Genomic DNA, 25264 nt, shown 5'->3' on the forward strand with positions numbered 1-25264 from the left:
GTCCGATCTGCGGACAAATCGGACATAGATTCACGATACGCGTCCGATCAGTCGGTGAACCACGCTCGGCAGGTGCAAGATCGCGGGTATGACTCCCGACGAGCAGTTGCAGCTTCTGTCCGCCGAATGCAATTTGATGAGCTCGCTCACTCTCGACGATGCGAGTAGCCCAATCCCGTCGATGCCGGACTGGACGGTGGAGAAGTTGGTCCGCCACGTCACGTTCGTGCACCGGATGGCGCTGGCTGCACTCGATACGCCCGCGGCTGATGGGATGGCGAAAGTGATTGCACGAGTGGAGAGGCCGGAGCGTGGACCGCGCGTGTTCGACGACTACCGCGAATCTGCTGACGTCATGTTCGGTGCCTACTCTGCGGTCGACCCCGCGCAGGAAGTCGCGACGTGGGCAGGAGTGGGAACGGCTGACTACTGGATTCGTCGGCAGCTCCACGAACTCACAGTGCACCGCTTCGACGCGCAGGATGCGGTGCATGCACGGGGAGGTGCCGAGCCGGACCCCGCTGACCCGGCCGGTGCAGCAGACGGCGTCGCCGAATGGGCGGAATCGTTCCTGACGAGGGTGCCGCTCGAACAACTTCCGCAACTGGCCGGAAGAACAGTCCACGTGCACACCGACGACGGAACCGGATTGGAGCTGTTCGTGGACTTCGGCGGTTCCGAGATCTCGGTGACGCGCGAACACCGCAAGGGTGACGTGGCCTTGCGTGGGTCGGCCCAGAACATGCTGCTCGCGGTGTGGCGCAGACGTCCGCTTGCCGTCCTCGACATCATCGGCGACGTGTCGGTAGCCGAGGCGTTGTACGACGGGGTTCGGATCTGAGAGCCCTGATTGGGACCGAATGAGCCTTTCGGTCACCTTTGGGTGAGCGAACCGGCCCGGCGCGCAGGTTGCAGCGAGGGCGCACGTTGCAACTTGCGCGTGGGCTGGAAGGTGCGCAGTCAGCCTGTGTTGGGACCGAACCGGACATTCGGTCACCACGAGGGCTGGCCGCACACCCAACACAGCACAAAGCCCGCCTCCGCGTGATGCGGGGCGGGCTTTGTTGTGAGCCGATGACGAGAATCGAACTCGCGTAGCCTGTTTGGAAGACAGGGGCTCTACCATTGAGCTACATCGGCGTGCCCACGACAACGATGGGATCGCCATCAGCGCCGCGTGCAGTTCGAAACTCTACATAACCTCGGTTCGGGATTACAAATTGCCTGCATGTACAGTCTTCGAAGACGGCAGCGGTGGCCCGGCTACGGGTACCGCTAGTGTCTGCTGTTCAATGGTGCATGTACGTTGAATGGCGTCGGTAAGACGGGGTGTGGCGCAGCTTGGTAGCGCATCCGCTTTGGGAGCGGAGGGTCGCAGGTTCAATTCCTGTCACCCCGACAAAAGAACGAAGCCGGATCCATCGGGTCCGGTTTCGTGCGAAGGATTCACTTCGCCACGGATTCGCCGACGGTCACCGTGCGGCTTACCGCGAGTGACGAGTGAATCGGACCGACAGCAAGGCACGACCACCAGAAGGAGCATGTCCCGTGAAGAGCACCGTCGAGCAGCTCAGCCCGACGCGAGTCCGTATCAACGTTGAGGTGCCCTTCGAGGAGCTCAAGCCTGATTTCGACCGCGCCTACAAGGCACTCGCGCAGCAGATCCGTCTGCCTGGCTTCCGTCCGGGCAAGGCACCGGCCAAGCTACTGGAGGCCCGCGTCGGACGCGGCGCCGTGCTCGAGCAGGTCGTCAACGATGCCCTTCCCACGCGCTACTCCGAGGCTGTCTCCAACGAGAAGATCAAGGTAATCGGCCAGCCCGACATCGAGATCACCAAGATCGAGGACGGCGAAGAACTCACGTTCACCGCCGAGGTCGACATTCGCCCCGAGATCGCGCTTCCCGACTACTCGACCATCGACGTCACCGTCGATCCGCTCGAGATCACCGACGAAGCAGTGGACGAGCAGCTTCAGTCCCTGCGTCAGCGGTTCGGGACCCTCACCGGTGTCGACCGTCCGGTTCAGGATGGGGACTTCGTATCGATCGATCTGTCCGCCACCGTCGACGGTGAGACCGTCGAGGAAGCGTCCGCAAACGGGCTCTCGCACGAGGTCGGATCGGGTCAGCTCATCGAGGGCCTCGACGACGCCATCGTCGGTGTGTCCGTCGACGAGTCGAAGGACTTCACCTCCACCCTCGTTGCAGGCGAGTTCGCCGGCAAGGAAGCGGTCGTCACCGTCAAGGTCGTCTCCGTGAAAGAGCGCGAGCTGCCCGAGGCCGACGACGAGTTCGCGCAACTTGCAAGCGAGTTCGACACGATCGACGAGCTTCTCGCCGATCTGAAGACCCGCGTCGAGCGTGTGAAGAAGGTCGAGCAGGCCGGTCAGATCCGCGACAAGGTGCTCGAGACCTTGCTCGAGACGCTCGAGATTCCGGCTCCCGAGGCCGTCGTCAAGGCCGAGGTCGACTCGCAGATTCATGAGGCGATTCATGGTCTGGACCACGACGAAGCCAAGCTTGCCGAGTTGCTCGAGTCGCAGGGCTCCAGCCGCGAAGAGTTCGACAAGGACATCAAGGACACGGCAGAGAAGTCGGTACGTACGCAGCTGCTCCTCGACGCTATTGCCGAGGCCGAGGGCACCCAGGTCGGCCAGGACGAGCTCACCGAGCGGATCATCTTCCAGGCACAGCGCTACGGCATCTCGCCGGAAGAGTTCATCCAGCAGGTGCAGCAGGCCAACCAGCTCGGTGCCGTGTTCGCGGACGTGCGTCGCGGCAAGGCTCTTGCCTCGGTCGTGGACCGCGTGAACGTCACCGACTCCACCGGTGCAGCCGTCGACACGTCCGAGCTTTTCGGTAGTCCCTCAGACACGGAAGAGCCTGCAGCAGGCGATTCTGCCGAGGGTGAACAAGAGAAGTAACGCTGACAGCGAACGACGGCGGTTCCGGGACTCCGGGGCCGCCGTCTTTCGTTAGTGTCTGTATCAGGAACCAACGATCGTATGGAAAAGGCAGGTACCGTGACTGTTCAGAATCCGGCGGCTTCGCAACAGCAGAGTCCCGTCATGACTTCGGCCGCTTCCGGCTTGAATCTCAGCGACTCCGTGTACGAGCGTCTGCTTCAAAACCGCATCATCTTCCTCGGTACTCAAGTCGACGATGACATCGCAAACAAGTTGTGCGCGCAGATTCTTCTGCTCTCCGCCGAAGATCCGAACCGTGACATCGCGCTGTACATCAACTCACCCGGTGGCTCGGTCACTGCGGGCATGGCCATATTCGACACCATGGAGTTCGCGGAGTGCGACATCGCGACCTACGCAATGGGCCTCGCAGCGTCGATGGGGCAGTTTCTGCTCTCGGCAGGCGCCAAGGGCAAGCGCTATGCGCTGCCGCACGCGCGGATCATGATGCACCAGCCGTCCGCTGGTATCGGTGGTAGCGCCAGCGACATCGCGATCATGGCGGAGCAGTTCGCGCACACCAAGCGCGAGATGGCCGAGCTCATCGCCCTGCACACCGGCCAGACGGTGGAGCAGATCACCGAGGATTCCGATCGTGACCGGTGGTTCACGGCAGCAGCGGCCAAGGAATACGGCTTCGTCGACCACGTGGTGTCGCGGGCACGGCAGGCAGGCGGCATCGGCGAGTAGATCGCCCGGTATCCGAACCTCGAAAACCCACTTCTTGGAGAAACGATGACAAACTTGTTCGAACCGAATCAGATGCCGTCCTCGCGGTACATTTTGCCGTCCTTCGTGGAGCACTCCAGCTACGGCGTCAAGGAGTCGAACCCGTACAACAAGCTGTTCGAGGAGCGCATCATCTTCCTCGGCGTGCAGGTCGACGACGCGTCCGCCAACGACGTGATGGCTCAGCTGCTCGTGCTGGAGGGGCTCGACCCCGATCGCGACATCACGATGTACATCAACTCGCCCGGCGGATCGTTCACTTCGCTGATGGCGATCTACGACACGATGCAGTACGTCCGCGCCGATGTCGCAACCGTCTGCCTCGGACAGGCTGCATCGGCAGCGGCTGTTCTGCTCGCGGCCGGTACCCCCGGCAAGCGCGCCGCTCTGCCGAACGCCCGGGTGCTGATTCACCAGCCGTCCAGCGGTGGAATCCAGGGCCAGGTGTCCGACCTCGAGATCCAGGCGGCAGAGATCGAGCGCATGCGTCGACTCATGGAGACGACGCTGGGACGCCACACCGGCAAGGACCCCGCGGTGATCCGCAAGGACACCGATCGCGACAAGATCCTGACTGCCGAGCAGGCAAAAGACTACGGAATCATCGATACTGTCTTCGAGTACCGCAAGTTGTCGGCACAGAAGTAGCCCAAGCGGGTATCTTCGCAGGACCGCTCGAAGGTGTCGGGTTGCGGCGCACGCCAGCGCTCGACACCTTCGGAGACGGACAGCCGCACCGCTTCGATGCCATCGGAGCGACTACGGAGGCGGCGTAGTTCGGTGATCGGGGCTCGAATTGTCAAGAATTCGGGCGACGAATCACCGGAAACAACTCGCCCGGTTCTTCGGAACACGGGTACGGTCGCATCAGGACTCGAACGCTGTCGATCGAGAAGTTGCTCACGGTCGTATTGACATCTGCTGGGTGTCCGTCGACCAGACGCGGACAAGGAAGTAGGAACCTCGAACATGGCACGCATCGGTGACGGTGGCGATCTGCTGAAATGCTCGTTCTGCGGCAAGAGCCAAAAGCAGGTGAAGAAGCTCATTGCAGGTCCAGGTGTGTACATCTGCGACGAGTGCATCGACCTGTGCAACGAGATCATCGAGGAGGAGCTCGCGGAGTCGAGCGAGGTCAAGCTCGACGATCTGCCGAAGCCATCCGAGATCAGGGACTTCCTCGAGAACTACGTGATCGGGCAGGACACCGCTAAGCGGACGCTGGCCGTGGCCGTCTACAACCACTACAAGCGTATTCAAGCCGGGGACAAGGCACGGGACGCCCGTGGGGAAACCGTCGAGCTCGCGAAGTCGAACATCTTGATGCTCGGACCGACCGGCTGCGGCAAGACCTACCTCGCACAGACGTTGGCCAAGATGCTCAATGTCCCGTTCGCGATCGCCGACGCCACAGCGTTGACCGAGGCCGGGTATGTCGGTGAGGACGTCGAGAACATTCTCCTGAAGCTCATCCAGGCTGCGGACTACGACGTGAAGCGCGCCGAAACCGGCATCATCTACATCGACGAGGTCGACAAGATCGCTCGTAAGAGCGAGAACCCGTCCATCACCCGCGACGTCTCCGGTGAGGGAGTGCAGCAGGCTCTGCTGAAGATTCTCGAAGGCACCCAGGCAAGCGTCCCGCCGCAGGGTGGCCGCAAGCATCCGCATCAGGAGTTCATCCAGATCGACACGACGAACGTGCTCTTCATCGTTGCAGGCGCCTTCGCCGGACTCGAAAAGATCGTGTCCGATCGCGTCGGCAAGCGTGGGCTCGGATTCGGTGCCGAGGTCAGGTCCAAGGCGGAAATCGACACGCAGGACCACTTCGCCGAGGTCATGCCGGAGGATCTGATCAAATTCGGCCTGATCCCGGAGTTCATCGGTCGTCTGCCGGTTGTCGCGTCGGTGACCAATCTGGACAAGGAATCGCTCGTCACCATATTGTCCGAACCGAAGAACGCACTGGTCAAGCAGTACAGCCGGTTGTTCGAGATGGACAACGTCGAGCTTGAGTTCACCAAGGACGCGCTGGAGGCTATCGCCGATCAGGCGATTCTTCGTGGCACCGGTGCTCGCGGTCTCCGCGCGATCCTCGAAGAGGTTCTCAACCCGGTGATGTTCGACATCCCGAGCCGTGACGATGTGGCCAAGGTCGTCGTGACATCCGAGACCGTCAACGACAATGTGTTGCCCACGATCGTTCCGCGGAAGCCTGAGCGCCCGGAGCGTCGAGACAAGTCGGCGTAGCAAGACAGCTCACGAAAGACCCGGTCATCGAAGTCGATGACCGGGTCTTTTTGCAGTTGATGGCGAAAGTCAGGCGATCTGCTGAGGAGATGCCAAGAGCCGCAACGAGATCCATGGGAGACCCGTTGTACTCGAGACCGTTCATGTTCGCTGCGGTATCGGGGGTGAGTCCGGCATCGATCAGCACCGTGTGGGTCTTCGGTACCGCCAGCCACACGTAGTCCGCGGCCTTGGCGCAGATCGGCGTGCGAAGCGACGACACATAGCAACGGCAGCTGCAGCCGTAGCGCGAGTGTCGCGTACACCGGGCACAATCTTGGAGTATGACCTCGCCGAACCGCATCACGATCGAGTACTGCACGCAATGCCAGTGGCTGCTGCGAGCAGGATGGATGGCTCAGGAACTGCTCAACACGTTCGGTCAGGAATTATCCGAAGTCGCGTTGATCCCGGGTACGGGAGGCGTCTTCCGTATCGAGGCCGACGGCGAGGTGATCTGGGACCGTAAGCAGCGCGGTGGTTTTCCCGAGATAACCGTGTTGAAGCAGCTGGTTCGTGACCGAGTAGCGCCTGAGCGCGATCTCGGCCACGTCGACCGTACGTCCTAGCGGGGTCTCGCTAGGACGTTCCACTGCCTAGGTTTTCGAAGACTGCAGCGAGTCCCTGGCCACCGCCGATGCACATCGTTTCCAATCCGTAGCGAGCGTCGCGACGTCTCATTTCGCGCAGCAGCGTCGCAAGGATCCGGCCGCCGGTTGCTCCGACCGGGTGTCCGAGCGAGATTCCGGAGCCGTTGGGGTTCAGACGAGAATCGTCGGGATCGATGCCCCACGTGCGCAGCACCGCCAGAGTCTGAGCAGCGAATGCCTCGTTGAGTTCGATGACGTCCATGTCGGCGAGTGTGAGGCCGACTCGACCGAGCGCTTTCTCACTCGCGGGGACCGGTCCGATACCCATGGTGCGCGGCGGAACCCCGGCAACTGCCCAGCTGACGAGCTTGGCGATCGGACGCAATCCGAGTTCGGCGGCCTTCTCCGGCGTGGTCACGATCGCCAGAGCGGCGCCGTCGTTCTGTCCGCTGGCATTGCCTGCGGTGACCGTGGACTCGGGGTCGATCTTCGCGCGGATAGCCCGTAGCTTCGACAAGGTTTCGACGCTGGTATCGGCGCGGGGGTGTTCGTCGGTGTCCACAATCAGAGGGTCGGATCTGCGCTGGGGAACCGAGACGCCGACGATCTCCTCGGCGAAAACACCGTTCTTCTGGGCAGTGACGGCTTTCTGGTGGGACTGAACGGCGAGTGCGTCTTGATCGGCCCGAGTGATGGCGAACTCGGCACGCAGGTTCTCCGCGGTCTCGATCATGCCGCCGGGCACCGGATAGTTCTTACCGCCGGCGGTGACTCGGGCGCGTGCGAGGCGGTCGGACAGCGCCACGGCCTCGGCCTTGACGCCCCACCGCATTCCGGTTGCGTAGAACTCGGCCTGACTCATGCTTTCGACACCACCGGCCAGAACCAGGTCGCTGCCGCCGGACTGCACCTGCATGCATGCTTGCAGCACCGCCTGCAACCCGGACCCGCAGCGACGATCGATCTGTTGGCCCGGCACTTCGACGCCGAGGCCGGCATCGAGGGCGGCGACTCGGCCGATGGCGGGAGCGTCGCCGTTCGGAGACGCCTGACCGAGGATGACGTCGTCGATGTCGGAACCGGAAATGCCGGTGCGGTCAACGAGTTCGGTGATGACGGCGGCGGCGAGCGCCTCGGGTGTGATGTCGCGGAACACCCCGCCGAAACGCCCGATCGGCGTGCGTAGCGGCTCACAGATGACGGCGTCAGGCATGAAGACTTCCTTTGTGGTCGGTCGATTGCGAGTGCACGCGATCGAGGTCTGCTTCGATGGCGCTGCTCGCCTGCAGAAGCGCGGGCAGCAGGTGTTCGCGTACGGCGGCGGCACTGTGTCTCGCGGCTTGCGTCGACACGTTGGCAGCGGCCACGACTTCGCCCGTGTGATCGCGAATCGGGACTGCGATCGACCGCAGCCCCTCCTCGAGTTCCTGGTCGACGAGGCAGTATCCCTGTGTTCGTACCTCATCCAGTTCCGCGCGAAGCGATTCCGGGTCGGTGATCGTATTCCCGGTGAGCGCTGCGAGCTCGACGCGGCCGAGGTAGTCCTCGAGTTTCTCCGGGGTCAACCCAGCAAGCAGAACGCGGCCCATCGATGTCGCGTACGCCGGGAATCTAGTTCCGATGGTGATCGCCACGGTCATGATTCTGCTGACGGGAACACGAGCGACGTAGACGACGTCGTCGCCGTCGAGGATCGACACCGAGGAGGACTCGCGGACCTGTTCCGCCAGGGATTCCAGGTGCGGACCTGCAACGTCCGGCAGGGTGAGGGACGACAGGTAGCTGTAGCCGAGTTCGAGGACACGTGGAGTCAACCAGAACATGGACCCGTCGCTTCGGACGTACCCGAGTTCGACCAACGTCAGCAGGAAGCGTCGTGCAGTCGCGCGGGTCAGGTCGGTGGTCTTGGCAACGTCGGAGAGCGTTCGGCGGGGGTGCTCGGCGTCGAAGGCTCTGATGACCGCGAGGCCGCGGGCGAGCGACTGGACGTAGTCAGGCGACGGGGCCTGCGGTTCAGGTGCGTGCCGTTCGCTCATGACGTCTCCGATCGCACGGTCTCGGTCGGCAGGGTCTCTTTCAGAGCGACGTCGGCCATCGCGAACGCGGAGTTGCTGTTGGGAACACCCGCGTAGATCGCGGTGTGGAGGAACACCTCGGCCATCTCGTTGGGGTCCAGTCCCGCTCGCAGCGCTGCACGTATGTGCATGTCCAGTTCGTGCTGGTTGCCTACTGCGGTCAGAATCGCCAGGGTGAGCAGTCGTCGGGTGTGATGATCGAGTCCTTCTCTGGTCCACACGTCGCCCCAGGCCGTCCGCGTGATGAAGTCCTGGAAAGGTGCGGTGAACTCCGTGGTGCGCGCGATGCTGCGCTCGACGTGGGCGTCGCCGAGTACCGACCGACGTGTAGCCATTCCCGCATCGTGCGCGGCCTGTCGGCCGGCGTCGTACAGACTGCCCGAGATCATTTCGACGATAAGCGCGGTGATGCGACCTGCTTGTTCGACGTTGGCGAGATGTGCGGCCTTGGGCAGAACGTGAAAGCGTGACCTCGCAATACCGTCGGCGATGATTTTCATGTCGGCGGGCGTCGTTGCCGGATCCTGCTCGCCGGCGACGACCAGCGTCGGAACGCTGACTCGGCCCAGGTCGGCTCTGTTGTCCCACTGGGACAACGCTTCACACGACGCGGCGTAGCCCTCGTCGGAAGTCGCGCTGACCATCGCCCGGTGTCGCGCCGAGAGTTCGCTGTCGCGCGATATCAGTTCGGGCGTGAACCAGCGGGAGAGCACGACATCGGCCAGCGACTCGGTGCCGTCCGCGCGCACTGCTGCGGCGCGGTCGAGCCATGCTTGCGGTTCGCCGAAACGTGCGGACGTGCACAGCAGCGTGAGTGTGAGTGCGCGGGCAGGTCGATGTACGGCGATCCACTGCGCGATCGCGCCGCCGAGCGAGAGCCCGACGAGGTGCACGCGATCGCGACCAAGTGAGTCGAGCACGGCAAGAACGTCTTCGGCCATGTCCGCTACGGAGTACGGGCCTTGGGGAACCGGTGACGTTCCGTGCCCGCGAAGATCGACCGCAATGACATCCGCGACGCCGGAGAGTCCCGGGATCTGAGGGTCCCACATCGAACGGTCCGATCCGAGCGATCCGATCAGCACGACGGTCGAATCACCCGATGAGCCGGTTACCAGGTCGTAGGACAGTTCGACGGTCATGATCTTCCTTTGCTTCGAGCGTGGACGTCGGCAACTACGCGGTCGACGATGTCGCCTGCGTGGCCCAGATACTGTGCGGGATCGAGTAGTTCACGAACCACGCTGGGATCGAGAAATTCGGTGATCGAAGGGTCCTCGTCGAGTGGGCGACCCGAGGCACAGGCGACCGTGACGATCTCGCGGGCCGAGTCGGTCTGGCTGGACAGCGCGGTGGTGACGCGTTCGGCCAGCAGGAGTCCATGGGTGATATCGAGGTTTCGGGCCATGGCGTCGACATGCACTGTCAACCCGGTGATGCTGACAGCCACCTGGTGGGCGCCACCGCCGACGAGTCGGAGCAGATCGGTGAGAGTTTCCCACTCCGCATGCCACGCACCTGCCGCTCGTTGGTGCTCGTGCTCCATCGAACTCAGGAGGGTGGCGACGAGACCGGGGACGCGCTTGACTGCCGCACGTGCCGTGATGGCAGCGACCGGGTTGCGCTTGTGTGGCATCGCAGACGATCCGCCGGGGGCGGCTTCTTCGACTTCGCCGACTTCGGTCGAGGCCAGGAGTGTGACGTCGAGGGCCGGCTTTGCGATTGCTCCGGCCACTACGCCGAGGGCGCCTGCAATCTCGCCCATCCGAGTGCGCTCGGTGTGCCAGGGAACCCCCTGACGTGCAAGCCCCAGTTCGTCGGCCAGTGCGTCGGCAACGTTCGGGCCGTGGGGGAACAATGCTGCTGAAGTCCCTGCGGCGCCGCCGAATTGAACTGCGAGTGAGTCTTCTGCCCGTGCGAGTGCATCATCGGCTCGGGTCAAGCCCGCCACCCAGCCGGCGACGACGGCACCGAACGTCGTCGGCAGGGCTTGCTGGCCGAGGGTGCGACCTGCAGTCGGGGTGTCTCGGTGCACCTGAGCGAGATGCGCGCCTGCAGTGATCGCGTCGCCTATTGAGGATCGAATCGCCGTCAGCGATCTCTGAGTCAGCAGCATCAGAGCGGTGTCGACGATGTCCTGACTCGTCGCCCCCGGGTGTACGGCGGTTCGGGGGACGCCCTGAGGCGCAACCGCCCGTCGAATGATCTCGACCAGTGGGATGACAGGGTTCCCGCCCGCAGCCGAGAGTTCGCCCAGCTCGGCAATGTCGACGCCGCCAGGTGCACCGAGCTCGGTCGACACTGCGGACACGATCTCGGCGTGGGCTGCGTCGACCAGACCGTGCTGGGCTGCAGCCCGTGACAACGCGGCCTCCACGTCGAGCATTGCCGCGACCCAGGCCTGATCGGATACGAGTGCTGCAGCATCGCCGCTACCGAACGTGGGGTCGAACAGGGATCCGCGGGTGTTCGTCATCGATCGCTTTCGTTCGTCACAGATCGAAGAACGGAGTTTCGTCGCCGTTCGGGTCACTGTCCTGGACTACCACATCGAGGTGGTAGCCGGTGGGTGTTGCTTTTGCGATCAACTTCTCGCGCTGCCGTGGGTCCATTCCCGACAGCACTGGGTCGGAGAAGTTCCGTTCGGTCTCGTCCGGAAAGTAGATCCGGGTGACCAGGCGCTCCAGCATGCCGCGGGCGAAGATGCCGACATCGATATGGGGTGCCTCGATCGAGCCGTCCTCGGCAGAGAGAGGGCCGGGCTTGACGGTGCGCACGGTCGAAGTTCCAGTGGAATCCGCTACGGCGCGGCCGAATCCACGGAATCGAGCCGGCGTCGGCTCGGCACGGCCCCGCGGGTCGTCCGGGTGGTCGAAACGCCCGGCAGCGTCGGCCTGCCAGGTCTCGATCATGGCGTCGGCGATAGGGGTTCGATGTCCGTCGTAGACGGTGACAGTGATGTCGATCGAACCTTCTGTGCCGGTGGGTACTACATCGGGGCCGTCGGGCCAGGGCAGCCCGATGTGGAGGTAAGGGCCGACGGTCTGCGACGGTGTCTGCCCGAACGGAACCTTCGTGAAGTCGATCCCCGGGGTGACAGGGTATCTCGGAGCGAAGTCAGTCATCGTGGTCGTCGCCTTCGAAGGGAGTTGCGTTGCGGCCGCGCAGGACGATGTCGAAGCGGAAGCCCAGGGCCCAGTTGTCCTGTGTGGCCTCGTAGTCGAACGCGCTGACCATGCGACCCCTGGCCTCTTTGGGAACCGAGTTGAATATGGGATCTTGGAAGAACATCGGGTCGTCCGGGAAGTACATCTGAGTGACAAGGCGCTGCGTGAACGCCTGACCGAAGAGCGAGAAGTGAATGTGCGCCGGCCGCCACGCGTTGGTGTGATTGCCCCATGGGTATGCGCCGGGCTTGATCGTCGTGAATCGGTAGTTGCCCGTGGCATCGGTGAGCACTCGGCCGACGCCGTCGAAGTGCGGATCCAGTGGCGCGGGCCAGGTGTCGCCTGCGTGACGGTACCGTCCGCCCGCGTTCGCCTGCCACACCTCGATGAGCGTGTTCGGTACTGCTCGTCCGTCACTGTCGAGGACGCGCCCATGGACGATGATGCGCTGCCCCTGGGCTTCGCCGCCGTGTGCGAGCGTGAGGTCTGCGTCCGCAGCAGTGACCCGGCCTTCGCCGAGGACCGGCCCGGTGATCTCGGTCAGGCGCTGGGGCAGGAGGGTGAGCGGCTGCTTCGGGTGCCGCAGTGTGGTGGTGCGGTACTCGTCGAAGTCGCGGGGTGCGTTGACCCCGGACTGGTCGCGGTACGGCCGGTTCTTGTCGCCGATGACGGTGAAGTCTGGCGGTAGTTGGAGCATCGGTTGTTCCTCACGTTCGAGCTACGTGTTTTCGGCGTATGAGTGTTCGTCATGTGGACAATTAGCCGCTATACGAACCACATTACGTTCACGACGGGCTTCAAGCAACGAAATCGGCCAGAATGTTCGTATAGTGGCGATGTGTTCACAATGCGCACAAAGTTCGGTATGGTCGTCGGCATGATGGACAAAGTGATGACGAGTGCTGCCGAAGCAGTGGCCGACATGCCGGACGGGGCTTCCGTCGCGGTCGGTGGCTTCGGTCTTGTCGGAGTTCCGGAAGTTCTGATCGACGCGGTGCTGGCGCAGGGGGCGACCGATCTCGAGATCGTCAGCAACAACTGCGGAACCGACGGCTTCGGCCTCGGCGTGCTCCTGGAGAAGCGTCGAATCCGCCGAACTATCAGCTCCTACGTCGGGTCGAACAAGGAGTTTGCGCGGCAGTATCTCGCCGGCGAACTAGAGGTCGAGCTGACCCCGCAAGGCACTCTCGCCGAACGCCTGCGTGCCGGCGGCGCGGGTATTCCGGCCTTCTTCGCGCCTGCGGGCGTTGGAACTCAAGTGGCTGACGGCGGCTTACCGCTGCGCTACGACGGCAACGGCGGCATCGCGCTGGCGAGCCCACCGAAGGAGACGCGTGAATTCGACGGCACCACCTACGTGATGGAGCGTGGGATCGTCGCGGACTACGCGCTCGTACATGCGTGGAAGGGCGACCGGCATGGAAACCTCGTATTCCACGCCAGTGCACGGAATTTCAACCCTCCGGCCGCTGCGTCGGGGCGAATCACCATTGCTCAGGTCGAGCACTTGGTCGAACCCGGAGAGATCGGACCCGACGACGTACACACGCCGGGGATTCACGTGCAGCGACTTGTGCACGTCGGCAAGGTGACCGTAGGAATCGAGCAGCGGACGGTGCGAGCATGAGCGAGAACATTCCCAAACTGACGCGGGAGCAGATGGCGGCGCGGGTCGCACTGGAACTGGGGGACGGCGAATACGTCAACCTCGGTATCGGTATGCCCACTCTCGTACCCAACTACCTGCCGACCGATATCACCGTGATTCTTCACTCGGAGAACGGAGTGTTGGGAGTAGGGCCTTACCCGACCGAGGACGAGCTCGATCCCGAGGTCATCAACGCGGGCAAGGAGACGATCACTGTTCTGCCCGGCGCCTCGTACTTCGATTCCTCGCAGTCGTTCGGCATGATCCGTGGTGGGCAGGTCGACGTGGCGGTACTCGGTGCCATGCAGGTGAGCGCGACGGGTGACCTCGCCAACTGGATGATTCCCGGCCACATGGTCAAAGGCATGGGTGGCGCAATGGATTTGGTCCACGGTGCGCGTCGAGTCATCGTGATGATGGAACACGTGTCGAAGAAGGGGGAGCCCAAGATTCTTCAGTCGTGCACCCTTCCGCTCACCGGCGTCGGATGCGTTCAGCGCATCATCACCGATATGGCGGTATTGGACGTGACCGAACACGGCCTGAGATTGGTCGAGACCGCACCCGGCATCACCGTAGAGCAGGTCGTGGCGGCGACGGGCGCCGCACTCAGCGTGTGATCCTGTGCGTATGCGAGTACAGGTTCATGTCCTCGCCGCGTAGGAATCCGACGACGGTCAATCCCGAATCCCCGGCGAGATCGACGGCGAGCGAGGACGGTGCAGAAACGGCCGCAAGTATCGGAATGCCTGCCATCACGGCCTTCTGAGCAAGCTCGAACGAGGCGCGGCCACTGACCATCAGAACCGTGCCGGCGAGCGGAATCCGACTTTCACCCGTCGCCCACCCGACTACCTTGTCCACCGCGTTGTGCCGACCGACATCTTCACGGGAGACGAGCATCGTGCCGTCGACATCGAACAATGCAGCGGCATGCAGACCGCCGGTCGAGTCGAACGCCTTCTGTGACTCGCGCAGTGTGCCTGGCATGGTAGTCAGCACCGACGCTTTGACCTCGGTCTTGTCGGCGGCGGGGGAGTGACGAGTCTTCAGTCGAACAGCATCGAGTGAGCCTTTGCCGCATACTCCGCACGACGATGTCGTATAGAAGTTGCGTTCGACCCCTGGCTCCGGCGGCGCCACTCCAGGTGCAAGCGTGATGTCGAGGACGTTGTAGGTGTTCTGGCCGTCGTCGTCGACGCCGTCGCAATACCTGGCCACCGAGATGTCCTCGCGCCTGACGATGACACCCTCGGTGAGGAGAAATCCGTGCGCGAGTTCGATGTCGTGGCCTGGAGTTCGCATCGTCACGGCAAGCGCCGATCCGTTCACTCGGATCTCGAGTGGTTCCTCGACGACGAGAGTGTCCGGTCGAGTCGTCTCGTGTGGTCCACGGATTCTGACGACCGGACGCCGAGCGGTGATTCGTCCCATGGATCGATTATGCGCCTCTTACGCCATGGGCGACGCCGGCGACGATCTCGCGTCCAGGGCCGCTGCGTTCAGGGCGGCCGCGTTCAGGGCCGCGACCAACGACACCATCCGCGGATGATCGACGAGATCGTCGACCCACACCGCTCGACCCTTGTGGTCGGCCAACGGTATCCGCCAGTTCTGGTATTGGGTCTCGTCCGTTCCCGGTTGATTCTGAATACGGTTCTCGCCCACGGCATCCACGAGCGCAACGCCGAGGAGGTTCGACGGGCTCCGCGCAATCAACCGGTACAGCGCCTCGACGGTCGCCTTCTCAGAGGCGTCAGCCGGCAGTAGTCCTCGGGTCCGCGCGAGGTCGAGCACTGCTTCGCGCCCTGCCGCGTCCTGCGCAGTTTCGGCGTCCACGTCCCGTTCGAGCAATCCGAGGCGCGAGCGCAGCGCGATGTGCTCACCGCGCAGGTACCCCACGGTCGGTGGTAGATCGTGAGTGGTCACCGATGTCAGGCACAGCTCCCGGTAGTTCTCGGGTGGGATGGGCGCGTCTCCATCGTTCTCGAACCACAGAATCGAGGTACCGAACACGCCGCGTTGACCGAGGTACTCCTGAACTCTCGGTTCGAACACACCGAGGTCTTCTCCCACCACGACAGCTCCCGCCCGCTCGGCCTCGAGCACGAGGATGCCGATGAGTGCTTCGTGGTCGTACTCGACGTAGGCGCCTTCGCCCGGTGTCGACGCCTCCTGCGGAATCCACCACAGCCGGAACAATCCGAGAATGTGGTCGACACGTATGCCGCCTGCGTGCCGAAGGATGGTGCGCAGCATGTCGCGATAGGGGCCATATCCCAACTCCCGCAAGCGATCCGGATTCCACGGCGGCTGGTTCCAGTTCTGGCCCTGCTGGTTGAAATTGTCGGGCGGAGCGCCGACAGTCACCCCGGTTGTGAGCGCATCCCCGAGGGTCCACGCATCGGCGCCGTGCCGATGCACACCGACGGCGAGATCGTGCATGATTCCGATGTCCATGCCCGAGCGCCGCGCTGCCAGCTGGGCGCGCTCGAGTTGCTGGTCGCAGATCCACTGCAGCCACTTGTGGAACGCGATTCGATCGGCAGCGGTCGCGCGAAATTCAGTGGCGAAGTCGGTGCCGGGATGCGCTGCTTCTGCGTTCCATATCTTGTCTTCCGGGCCGAACTTCTCGGCGAGAGCGCACCACAGGGCAAAATCGTCGAGCCCGTGCCCCTCGCGCTGGCAGAAGGCGTCGAATTCGGCCTGCCGGGCCGCAGGCAACGCCACGCGGTGAATCCTCGACAGTGCCCGAAGTTTGGCGCGAAACGATGGGTCTCGATCGATCTTCCTCGTGCGCTTGTTCGCCTTCGAAAAGCGGCGCGCCGACTCTCGCACTTTCGCGTACTGGTCACGAGGTAGGTAGGAGGTTTCCGGGATGTCCTCGACCCTGATGTACATCGGGTCGAAAAACCGTCTCGTCGTCGGCAGGTACGGCGACGCCTCGACCGGGGGTTCGGGACGCTGAGCGTGAAGGGGATTGACGAGGACGTAGTCGAACCCGTGGGTTCCGCCTGCGATCGCGGACAGGTCGGCAAGGTCGGCGTAATCACCGACTCCCCACGATCTGTCCGACCGAATCGAGTACAGCTGCGTTGCGAGACCGCTCCGCTGCTTGCCGAGCAGTCCATCGTTGGCGGACAGGCGCCTCGGCGTGACGACAAGGGGGCACTGGGCACGAGTCCGATGTGCGGAGTCGAGCTCGCTGTCCGCGGTCAAGGTGTGCCAACCAGTCGGCAGATCGGCGGGCAGACCGAACGTCGCGCGCCCCACCAGGGCTCCGTCGATCTCGCGAGGATCGACCCACACCTGGACCTGTGTGAGCGGGACGTGGTCCCCGTCCTCGGTCGTGACATGAACCGATACCGGATCGCCATGCGGGACATGGACTTCCACTCGATCGGACTCGCCCTGCACGATCACGACGACTGGCGGGAGCGTACGTCGCCACGGCGCCTGGTCGAGGTCGCGTAACGAGGCGGCGACGTCGTCTTCGGTGTCCGCGTCGATCCCGCGTGCGGCGAGAATGCGGTGAAGCGTCGAATCGGACACTTCGTGTTCGGTGTGGTCCCATCCGCGGTACGACGTGGACACGCCACATTTTCCAGCAAGCTCGCGCAGTAGCGAAGTGTAGGTCACTCCAATGATCGTGCCAGGCGTACTCGCTCACGTCACTCGCAGGAGTTTCGGGCGGTGACAGCAGGCCCGGACGACAAGTGCCGCGAGCGACTTGCCGCTGGTGACAGCTGGGATTGAACTTGGACGGGCCCGGGTAGTCTGATCGCGGTCACGGTGGCGAAGTCGCTGCCGGACCCGAAGTTTTGAAATGCAGGGTGGTGCACGAACGCGTGAGCCACGAGGAGAGTCGAGACAACGGATAGGGAGCGCGAATGACTGGCGTTGGCAAGATCGAAGAGCTGGAAAGAAATTCCGGCGCACCGGTCGAGCTGCGAGTGGTCGCGGACGCCGATCAGTTGCCGGTAGTGCGCGCAGTAGCAGAGACGCTTGCAGTGCTGGGGGACTTCACGCTCGACGACATTGCAGACATCAAGCTCGTGGTGGACGAGGTGTGCTCGGAGTTGATCGCGGGTGCCGTCGAGGGTGCCGAGCTGAGCTGTTCGTTCGTGGTCGGTGACGCGGGTATGCGGATCACGACGACGTCGGTGGTGCATACCGGTCGCGTTCCGAGGTCGGACAGCTTCGGATGGCACGTGCTGCACACGTTGACCGACTCGATCTCTCTGAGTGCATCGTCGGTCGACGACGGATCGGCCGTGGTCGTCGACGCGGTCAAGCGGAGGAGCAACCTCTAGTGCCCGTGCCGTACGAAAAACCAACGCGGCGTCAATCGGACGACTACAGCGAAGTTGTACCTCTCATCCAGCAGATGCAGGCCTTGGAAGTGGGTTCACCACAGCGACAGGTGCTGAGGGATCGCATCATCACTCGGTGTCTGCCGCTCGCCGAGCACATTGCCCGGCGATTCGGAGGCCGTGGTGAAGCGCACGAGGATCTACTGCAGGTAGCGAGACTGGGCCTTGTCAATGCCGTCGATCGCTTCGACATCGAGCGCGGATCGGACTTCGTGTCCTTCGCCGTACCCACGATCATGGGTGAGGCGCGACGCTACTTCCGCGACGCCGGGTGGTCGGTGCGGGTGCCTCGACGGATGAAGGAACTGAACTCGATGATCTCCGGCGCTGTGGGGACGCTGTCGCAGAAGCTCGGTCGGGCACCGACGGCCAGCGAAATCGCAGCCGAGCTCGACATCGACGTCAAGGAAGCCTCGCAGGCGTTGCTCGCTCGGAGCGCTTACCAGACCGTGTCGGTCGACTCGGTTGTCAGTGACGATCGACTTCCGCTGATGGACACGCTCGGTGCGGACGATCCGGAGCTCGAGAAGATGGAGAGCTACCTGACGGTTCGCCCTGCTCTCGAGAAGCTGCCGGAGCGTGAACGGCAGATCGTGATTCTGCGGTTCTTCGGATCGATGACTCAGACGCAGATCGCCGATCGGATGGGCATCTCGCAGATGCACGTGTCCCGAATTCTGGCGCGCACGCTGTCTCAGTTGCGAGAGGACCTCGGGCCGAGCTGACCGAGGAGAGTCGGCCCGCCGTAGCATTCGCGACAGCGAACGTCGGACTCTTCTCATCCCAGGAGCAACGCCAGTGTCAGAGAAGTCAACAGCAATCTTCGACGACCTCGACAGGTACATGTCCTCGCCGCGGGTCAACGACTTCGCTGTCTCGGGGGACGGTTCGAGGGCGGTCGTCGCGATTGCCGAGCCGAACGCCGACGGAACGAAGTATGTCGCCGCGCTGTGGGACATCGATGTGGCCGGGGTCGATTCGGCCCGCCGGCTCACCTTCGACGAGGGTGGGGTGAGTGGGCCCGCATTCGACTCGATGGGTGATCTGCTCTTTCTGCGGCGTGCAACCAAAGATGACGAGTCCAGTGCAGTCTGGTCGTTGCCCAGCAACGGCGGCGAGGCACGAGTCCTCGCCTCCCGGGGGGCCGGCTTCGCCGGAATCCGAGCCGCAACGGGTGCTCGCGTGTTCGTGGCCGTATCCGACGTCCACCCATCGGCCGACACAGAGGGCGACGACGACCGAATCCGTTTGCTGCGCAAGGACGGTAAGGTCTCGGCGATTCTGCACACGGGGTACCCGATCCGGTACTGGGACCATGACCTCGGTCCAGCCGTTCCACAACTGTTCGCTGGCGAATCCGATTCGCCCGAAACAGAGGCGGTCCGTCGGATCACGGCTGGCGCCGGGAGTGCGCTGCGGGAGGCGTCGTACGACATCAGTTCCGACGGCTCGTTCGTCGTGTCCACCTGGACGGTGCCCGGTGCGCTCGCTACATCCAGGGCGGTGCTGGTCAGGATCGATGTCGCGACCGATGAGCGGACCGTGCTGGTCGACGACGACGGTGCCGACCTCGGATCGCCCGCGATCTCACCCGACGGCCGTCGGGTCGCGTTCGTCAGGGAGTCGCTGTCCACTCCCGACGAGGCGCCCAGGATGACCCTGCAGCAACTCGATATCGCCACCGGTTCGGTCGTCGACGCCGCGCCAGGATGGGACCGGTGGCCGACGAACCCGGTGTGGTTGGCCGACGGAAGCGGAATACTCGTCGTAGCCGACGAGAACGGCCGCGCCCCGATTTTTCTGGTACGCGACGGTGTGCCCACACGCATCACCGACACCGATGCCGCGTACACCCACGTCCATGCCTGCACCGACGGTTCGATCTTCGCGCTCGAAGCGTCGTATCTGCAGCCGCCGCATCCAGTGCGCATCGATCTGTCCTCAGGGCGTATTCGGCAGCTTCGCCTTGCCGACGAGCTTCCGGAACTGCCGGGAAACCTCACCGAGATCGAGGCTGTCGCCGCTGACGGCAGACGGATCCGGGCATGGCTCGCGCTCCCGGCCGGCGCAGGTGATGCAGCGAAGGCCCCACTGCTGCTCTGGGTGCACGGCGGGCCGTTGGGCTCGTGGAACACCTGGTCGTGGCGATGGAACCCCTGGCTGCTCGTCGCGAGAGGGTATGCGGTGTTGCTCCCTGACCCCGCATTGTCCACCGGATACGGCCAGGATTTCGTGCAGCGAGGCTGGGGGAGATGGGGCAAGGAGCCGTTCACCGACCTGATGGCGATCACCGACGCCGCCGTCGAACTGCCGGAGATCGATTCGACGAAGACCGCGGCCATGGGCGGATCGTTCGGCGGGTACATGGCCAATTGGATCGCCGGGCATACCGATAGATTCGATGCGATCGTCACCCATGCCGGTCTGTGGGCCCTCGATCAGTTCGGGCCGACCACGGACGTCGCGTACTACTGGGGCCGAGAGATGTCGCCGGAGATGGCCGTCGAGAATTCTCCGCACCTCTACGTCGCCGACATCACCACCCCGATGCTCGTCATCCATGGTGACAAGGACTACCGAGTACCGATCGGTGAAGGTCTTCGGCTCTGGTACGAGCTGCTCAGCGAGTCGGGTCTGCCCGCCGACGACGAGGGAAAGACCGATCACCGTCTGCTTTGCTTCCCATCCGAGAACCACTGGGTGCTGACGCCGCAGCACGCGAAGATCTGGTACCAAGTCGTTTTTTCGTTCCTGTCCGAACACGTTCTGGGCGAGCCAACGACGTTGCCGGAGGCGCTGGGCTGAGTCGGCCGAGAAAAGGGCGTGTCGGGGCGGTCGGAGGGGACCACTAGAATCGACCGGTGACCAGTTCAGCGCCAGAGACCCCAGACAACCCAGCAGACCGCCTACCCAAGAGCTGGGACCCCAGCGAGGTAGAGGCGAAGCTGTATCAGGGCTGGGTCGACGCCGGTTACTTCGAGGCCGATCCGTCCAGCACCAAGCCTGCGTACTCGATCGTCCTGCCGCCCCCGAACGTCACGGGCAGTCTGCACATGGGCCACGCACTCGACCACACGTTGATGGATGCGCTGAGCCGCCGCAAGCGGATGCTCGGCTTCGAGGTGCTGTGGCTTCCCGGGATGGATCACGCGGGCATTGCGACGCAAACCATCGTCGAGAAGCAGCTCGCGGTGGACGGCAAGACCAAAGAGGACTTCGGCCGCGAACTGTTCGTCGACAAGGTCTGGGACTGGAAGCACGAGTCGGGTGGGACGATTCTGGGCCAGATGCGACGCATCGGTGACGGTGTCGACTGGAACCGCGAGCGCTTCACCATGGACGACGGATTGTCCCAGGCCGTGCAGACCATGTTCAAACGGATGTACGACGACGGTCTCATCTACCGTGCCGAGCGGCTCGTCAACTGGTCCCCGGTGTTGCAGACGGCGATCTCCGACATCGAAGTCAAGTTCGAGGACGTCGAAGGCGAGCTCGTCTCGCTTCGCTACGGATCGCTGAAGGATGACGAGCCGCACGTCATCGTCGCAACCACTCGCGTGGAGACCATGCTCGGCGATACCGCGGTGGCTGTGCACCCCGAGGACGAGCGATACCGCCATCTCGTCGGCACAACTCTCGAGCACCCCTTCACCGGCAGACAGATCCCGATCATCGCCGACGACTACGTCGACCCCGAGTTCGGTACCGGCGCAGTCAAGATCACCCCTGCCCACGATCCGAACGACTTCGAGATGGGCGTGCGGCACAACCTGCCGATGCCGACCATCATGGACAAGGCCGGCCGAATCGCCGATACCGGAACCGAATTCGACGGTCTCGATCGCTTCGAGGCAAGGGTGAAGGTCCGCGAAGCTCTCGCCGAGCAAGGCCGGGTCGTGGCGGAGAAGCGACCGTACCTGCACAGTGTCGGTCACTCCGAGCGAAGCGGTGAGTCGATCGAACCCAGACTGTCGTTGCAGTGGTGGGTCAAGGTCGACGGTCTGGCCAAAGCTGCGGGCGATGCAGTTCGCAATGGCGACACGGTCATTCACCCGGCAAGTCAGGAACCACGTTGGTTCGCCTGGGTCGACAACATGCACGACTGGTGTATCTCACGCCAGCTGTGGTGGGGACACCGCATCCCGATCTGGTACGGACCCGACGGCGAAACCGTCTGTCTCGGTCCGGACGAAACTGCTCCGGAAGGGTGGGAACAGGACCCGGACGTCCTCGACACCTGGTTCTCGTCCGGACTGTGGCCGTTCTCGACGATGGGATGGCCGCAAGCTACCGACGATCTCGCGAAGTTCTATCCGACGTCTGTTCTCGTCACCGGTTACGACATTCTGTTCTTCTGGGTGGCGCGGATGATGATGTTCGGTACCTACGTGTCCTCCGACGCGTCGGTCACCGCCGGAGAGGGCGGCGGTCAGGTTCCATTCACGGACATCTTCCTGCATGGCCTCGTCCGAGACCAGCACGGCAAGAAGATGTCCAAGTCGCGAGGCAACGGCATCGATCCGCTCGACTGGGTCGACCGTTTCGGTGCGGACGCACTGCGATTCACCCTCGCGCGCGGAGCCAATCCGGGAGCGGATCTGTCGGTCGGCGAGGATCATGCGCAGTCCTCCCGCAACTTCGCCAACAAGCTGTTCAATGCGACGAAGTTTGCGCTCATGAACGGCGCTGCGCCGGAGCAGCTTCCGGCGCGCGTGGAGCTCACCGACGCCGACCGGTGGATACTCGATCGTCTCGATCACGTTCGGGCAGAGGTCGATACGGCGTTCGAGCGATACGAGTTCAGCAAGGCATGCGAGGCTCTCTATCATTTCGCTTGGGACGAGGTGTGCGACTGGTACCTCGAAATCGCGAAGGTGCAGTTCTCCGACGAGGCGCAGGCGGCACCGACCCGGGCAGTGCTCGGTAACGTGCTCGACGCACTGCTCCGGCTGTTGCACCCCGTCATTCCATTCGTCACCGAAACGCTGTGGAAGGTGTTGACCGGGGGAGAGTCCATCGTGGTCGCATCCTGGCCGACAGCCTCTGAGGTCGATGCCGATGCACTTGCTGCGCAACGTGTTTCCGACATGCAGAAGCTCATCACCGAGGTCCGTCGATTCCGTAGCGACCAGGGCCTCAAGCCGTCGCAGAAGGTCGCTGCCACGCTCATCGGGATCGAGGCGGCTGACCTCGTCGCGCAGGTTCCCGCGACCCGTGCGCTCGCGAAACTCACCGAACCCGCTGACGGCTTCAATGCCACGGCCTCGGTCGAGGTCCGTCTGTCTCAGGCAACCGTGACGGTGGAACTCGACACCTCGGGAACGGTCGATCTCGTCGCCGAACGGGCGAGGCTGGTCAAAGACCTCGCGGCTGCGGAGAAGGAGCTCGGCCAGACGACCGGCAAGCTCGGAAACGATGCGTTCCTCGCCAAGGCGCCGGATGCCGTCGTCGACAAGATCCGTTCGCGTCAGCAGATCGCCACCGAGGAGATCGCGCGCATTCAGGCCCGCCTCGAAGCGATGGGCCAGTAGTGAGCGAATTCGAGACACCGAGCGTCGATCCGGGCCCGGTCGATCTCGCCGAGATGGCGCTCGTCGAAGCGGAACTCGACAAGCGTTGGCCCGAGACGAAGATCGAGCCGAGCATCTCGCGGATCGCAGCGTTGATGGATCTGCTCGGTTCGCCGCAGAAGGCGTATCCGTCGATTCACGTCGCGGGTACGAACGGCAAGACCTCGGTGACACGCATGATCGATGCCTTGCTGACGCACTTCCACCGTCGGACAGGACGCACGACTAGCCCGCACCTGCAGCTGGCGACCGAGCGCATCAGTATCGACGGCAAGCCGATTTCGCCTCGGCTCTATGTCGATACCTACAACGAGATCGCGCCGTTCGTGGACATGATCGATGCGCAGTCCGAGGCCGCAGGCGGCCCGAGGATGAGCAAGTTCGAGGTGACCACTGCGATGGCCTTCGCAGCGTTCGCCGAGGCTCCGGTCGAGGTGGCCGTCGTCGAGGTGGGTTTGGGCGGGCGCTGGGACGCCACCAACGTCGTCGACGGTGAAGTTGCGGTGATCACGCCGATCGACGTCGACCACGTCGAATTCCTCGGCTCGGATCTCGCTGGCATCGCAGGGGAGAAAGCCGGGATCATCAAGAAGGCTCCCGAACGACTTGTGCCCCGCGATATTGTCGCGATCATCGCCGAGCAGAAGCCTGAGGTGGCCGAGGTTCTCCTTCGCGCTGCCGTCGAGGCCGATGCTGCTGTTGCGCGCCAGGGTTCGGAGTTCCGGGTGCTCGCCCGCAGAATCGCAGTCGGCGGTCAGCAGCTGGAATTGCAGGGTCTCGGCGGTGTCTACACCGATATCTTTCTGCCGCTGCACGGCGAGCACCAGGCGCACAATGCGTCTCTGGCGCTCGCTGCCGTCGAAGCGTTCTTCGGGGCAGGCGCAGACAGACAACTCGACGTGGAGACCGTGCAGGCAGCATTCGCATCGATCGTCAATCCCGGTCGGCTGGAACGGGTTCGCAACGCGCCCACGGTATTCGTCGATGCGGCCCACAATCCGCACGGGGCGCGGGCACTCGCGGCAACCTTGGCTGCGGAATTCGACTTTCGCAAGCTTGTCGGGGTCGTCAGCGTCATGGGCGACAAGGACGTCGATGCCATGCTTACCGTCCTCGAGCCGGTGTTCGACGAGATAGTGGTCACGCACAACGGATCACCGCGGGCCATGGACGTCGAGGAGCTGGCCAACATTGCGGTGGCCAAATTCGGTGACGAACGCGTCGTCGTGTCTCCGACGCTCGCCGATGCCGTGGAGACGGCGATCGGGCTGGCCGAAGAAGTGGGCGACCCAGGCGAAGCTGTATCGGGTGCTGGAGTGATCGTGACCGGTTCGGTCGTGACGGCCGGCGCTGCGAGGAGTTTGTTCGGAAAGGAACCCGTATGAGTGAGGACGGCTCGGAGACCGACGCCCCCAGGTTCAAACCGCCGATCAACGACCCGTGGAAGGGATTCCGAGGTGTCTGCGCGGGCACCCTCATACTCGAGATGATCGTCGTGCTGCTGGCATTGCCCGTCGTGTCGACGGTCGGAGGCGGTCTGAGCTGGTTCTCCACTCTCTACATCGTCGGGCTTGCCGTGTTGATGGTCCTGGCCAGCGGAATGCAGCGTCGCCCACAAGGCATGCAGATCAATCTCGTAATTCAGGTGCTTGTGTTGCTCGGGGTGTTCATCCATCTGTCGATAGGAATCGTCGGGCTGATCTTCGGGGCGGTGTGGTTGTACCTTCTGTACTTGCGCCGGGACATCACCCGTCGGATCGAGCGTGGCCAGCTGTACGGCCAGCGAGAGTGATAGCAAGAGTGATCAAGAGTGATACTGACGAGCGACGCTGACCGACCGTCTACTACTGTCTGTT

The 25264-nt window shown here is 63.5% G+C and carries 22 protein-coding genes and 2 tRNA genes; 15 read left to right on the forward strand and 9 right to left on the reverse strand.

Annotated elements, in window-relative coordinates; translation table 11 throughout:
* Positions 1–88 precede the first annotated feature (88 nt).
* On the forward strand, positions 89–841 hold the full coding sequence (locus tag WDS16_RS05635; RefSeq protein WP_338891145.1) for a maleylpyruvate isomerase family mycothiol-dependent enzyme: 753 nt from the start codon (positions 89–91) through the stop codon (positions 839–841).
* Between the two features lie 228 nt (positions 842–1069).
* Here WDS16_RS05635 and WDS16_RS05640 read toward each other — a convergent pair.
* A tRNA-Gly gene (locus WDS16_RS05640) sits at positions 1070–1140 on the reverse strand.
* A 185-nt stretch (positions 1141–1325) separates the two neighbouring features.
* On the opposite strand from WDS16_RS05640, the gene WDS16_RS05645 reads away from it, so the two are divergent.
* From WDS16_RS05645 to WDS16_RS05670, 6 genes are all read left to right on the forward strand, one after another.
* Positions 1326–1399 (forward strand) — tRNA-Pro (locus WDS16_RS05645).
* Positions 1400–1548: 149 nt separating this feature from the next.
* Complete coding sequence (tig, locus tag WDS16_RS05650; protein WP_338891147.1) at positions 1549–2925, forward strand: trigger factor; 1377 nt, start codon at positions 1549–1551, stop codon at positions 2923–2925.
* A gap of 81 nt (positions 2926–3006) precedes the next feature.
* Positions 3007–3657 carry an ATP-dependent Clp protease proteolytic subunit gene (locus tag WDS16_RS05655; RefSeq protein ID WP_338891149.1) on the forward strand — a complete coding sequence of 217 codons (651 nt, stop codon included), beginning with the start codon at positions 3007–3009 and terminating at the stop codon, positions 3655–3657.
* A gap of 45 nt (positions 3658–3702) precedes the next feature.
* Positions 3703–4344 carry an ATP-dependent Clp protease proteolytic subunit gene (locus tag WDS16_RS05660; protein ID WP_068378558.1) on the forward strand — a complete coding sequence of 214 codons (642 nt, stop codon included), beginning with the start codon at positions 3703–3705 and terminating at the stop codon, positions 4342–4344.
* 321 nt (positions 4345–4665) lie between these two features.
* Complete coding sequence (clpX, locus tag WDS16_RS05665) at positions 4666–5946, forward strand: ATP-dependent Clp protease ATP-binding subunit ClpX (RefSeq protein ID WP_068378592.1); 1281 nt, start codon at positions 4666–4668, stop codon at positions 5944–5946.
* A gap of 323 nt (positions 5947–6269) precedes the next feature.
* Positions 6270–6554, forward strand: coding sequence for a SelT/SelW/SelH family protein (locus tag WDS16_RS05670; protein WP_338891152.1), 285 nt, complete (start codon positions 6270–6272; stop codon positions 6552–6554).
* A gap of 10 nt (positions 6555–6564) precedes the next feature.
* Here WDS16_RS05670 and WDS16_RS05675 read toward each other — a convergent pair whose 3' ends face one another.
* Genes WDS16_RS05675 through pcaH form a run of 6 tightly spaced genes read right to left on the reverse strand, consistent with a single transcriptional unit; the run spans position 6565 to position 12514 of the window.
* Complete coding sequence (locus WDS16_RS05675; protein ID WP_338891153.1) at positions 6565–7788, reverse strand: acetyl-CoA C-acetyltransferase; 1224 nt, start codon at positions 7786–7788, stop codon at positions 6565–6567.
* Complete coding sequence (locus WDS16_RS05680; RefSeq protein WP_338891155.1) at positions 7781–8611, reverse strand: IclR family transcriptional regulator; 831 nt, start codon at positions 8609–8611, stop codon at positions 7781–7783. Before WDS16_RS05680 ends, WDS16_RS05675 begins: the two co-directional genes overlap by 8 nt.
* Entirely contained in the window at positions 8608–9792 is a 1185-nt protein-coding gene (gene pcaD, locus WDS16_RS05685; protein WP_338891157.1) for a 3-oxoadipate enol-lactonase, read from the reverse strand. Before pcaD ends, WDS16_RS05680 begins: the two co-directional genes overlap by 4 nt.
* The gene (pcaB, locus tag WDS16_RS05690; RefSeq protein ID WP_338891158.1) at positions 9789–11126 is read right to left on the reverse strand and encodes a 3-carboxy-cis,cis-muconate cycloisomerase; all 1338 of its coding nucleotides are present in this window, start codon (positions 11124–11126) and stop codon (positions 9789–9791) included. The genes pcaD and pcaB overlap by 4 nt, the downstream gene beginning before the upstream one ends.
* Positions 11127–11142: 16 nt before the next feature.
* Positions 11143–11775 (reverse strand): protocatechuate 3,4-dioxygenase subunit alpha, encoded by a 633-nt coding sequence (pcaG, locus tag WDS16_RS05695; RefSeq protein WP_338891160.1) that lies wholly within the window; start codon positions 11773–11775, stop codon positions 11143–11145.
* Entirely contained in the window at positions 11768–12514 is a 747-nt protein-coding gene (pcaH, locus tag WDS16_RS05700; RefSeq protein ID WP_338891162.1) for a protocatechuate 3,4-dioxygenase subunit beta, read from the reverse strand. Before pcaH ends, pcaG begins: the two co-directional genes overlap by 8 nt.
* A 183-nt stretch (positions 12515–12697) precedes the next feature.
* Here pcaH and WDS16_RS05705 point away from each other — a divergent pair, with 183 nt between their 5' ends.
* Positions 12698–13444: a CoA transferase subunit A gene (locus WDS16_RS05705; protein ID WP_338893254.1), complete on the forward strand. Its 747-nt coding sequence runs from the start codon at positions 12698–12700 to the stop codon at positions 13442–13444.
* Entirely contained in the window at positions 13441–14085 is a 645-nt protein-coding gene (locus WDS16_RS05710) for a CoA transferase subunit B (protein WP_338891163.1), read from the forward strand. Before WDS16_RS05705 ends, WDS16_RS05710 begins: the two co-directional genes overlap by 4 nt.
* On the opposite strand, the gene fdhD is transcribed toward WDS16_RS05710, so the two are convergent.
* Positions 14075–14899 carry a formate dehydrogenase accessory sulfurtransferase FdhD gene (fdhD, locus tag WDS16_RS05715; protein WP_338891164.1) on the reverse strand — a complete coding sequence of 275 codons (825 nt, stop codon included), beginning with the start codon at positions 14897–14899 and terminating at the stop codon, positions 14075–14077. The genes WDS16_RS05710 and fdhD overlap by 11 nt on opposite strands.
* A gap of 18 nt (positions 14900–14917) precedes the next feature.
* Positions 14918–17104 carry a 4-alpha-glucanotransferase gene (malQ, locus tag WDS16_RS05720; RefSeq protein WP_338891165.1) on the reverse strand — a complete coding sequence of 729 codons (2187 nt, stop codon included), beginning with the start codon at positions 17102–17104 and terminating at the stop codon, positions 14918–14920.
* 251 nt (positions 17105–17355) lie between these two features.
* On the opposite strand from malQ, the gene WDS16_RS05725 reads away from it, so the two are divergent.
* The 6 genes from WDS16_RS05725 (at position 17356) to WDS16_RS05750 (ending at position 25200) form a co-directional block, all read left to right on the forward strand.
* Entirely contained in the window at positions 17356–17778 is a 423-nt protein-coding gene (locus WDS16_RS05725; protein ID WP_338891167.1) for an ATP-binding protein, read from the forward strand.
* 74 nt (positions 17779–17852) lie between these two features.
* Complete coding sequence (locus WDS16_RS05730; RefSeq protein WP_338891168.1) at positions 17853–18563, forward strand: SigB/SigF/SigG family RNA polymerase sigma factor; 711 nt, start codon at positions 17853–17855, stop codon at positions 18561–18563.
* A 118-nt stretch (positions 18564–18681) separates the two neighbouring features.
* The gene (locus tag WDS16_RS05735) at positions 18682–20643 is read left to right on the forward strand and encodes a S9 family peptidase (RefSeq protein WP_338893255.1); all 1962 of its coding nucleotides are present in this window, start codon (positions 18682–18684) and stop codon (positions 20641–20643) included.
* A gap of 56 nt (positions 20644–20699) precedes the next feature.
* Entirely contained in the window at positions 20700–23369 is a 2670-nt protein-coding gene (locus WDS16_RS05740) for a valine--tRNA ligase (RefSeq protein WP_338891169.1), read from the forward strand.
* The gene (folC, locus tag WDS16_RS05745; RefSeq protein ID WP_422395759.1) at positions 23369–24793 is read left to right on the forward strand and encodes a bifunctional tetrahydrofolate synthase/dihydrofolate synthase; all 1425 of its coding nucleotides are present in this window, start codon (positions 23369–23371) and stop codon (positions 24791–24793) included. Before WDS16_RS05740 ends, folC begins: the two co-directional genes overlap by 1 nt.
* A complete protein-coding gene (locus WDS16_RS05750; protein WP_338891171.1) occupies positions 24790–25200 on the forward strand; it encodes a DUF4233 domain-containing protein in 411 nt (136 codons plus the stop codon). The genes folC and WDS16_RS05750 overlap by 4 nt, the downstream gene beginning before the upstream one ends.
* Positions 25201–25264: the final 64 nt, after the last annotated feature.

Source organism: Rhodococcus sovatensis, from assembly GCF_037327425.1.
GTDB classification, from domain to species: domain Bacteria; phylum Actinomycetota; class Actinomycetes; order Mycobacteriales; family Mycobacteriaceae; genus Rhodococcoides; species Rhodococcoides sovatense.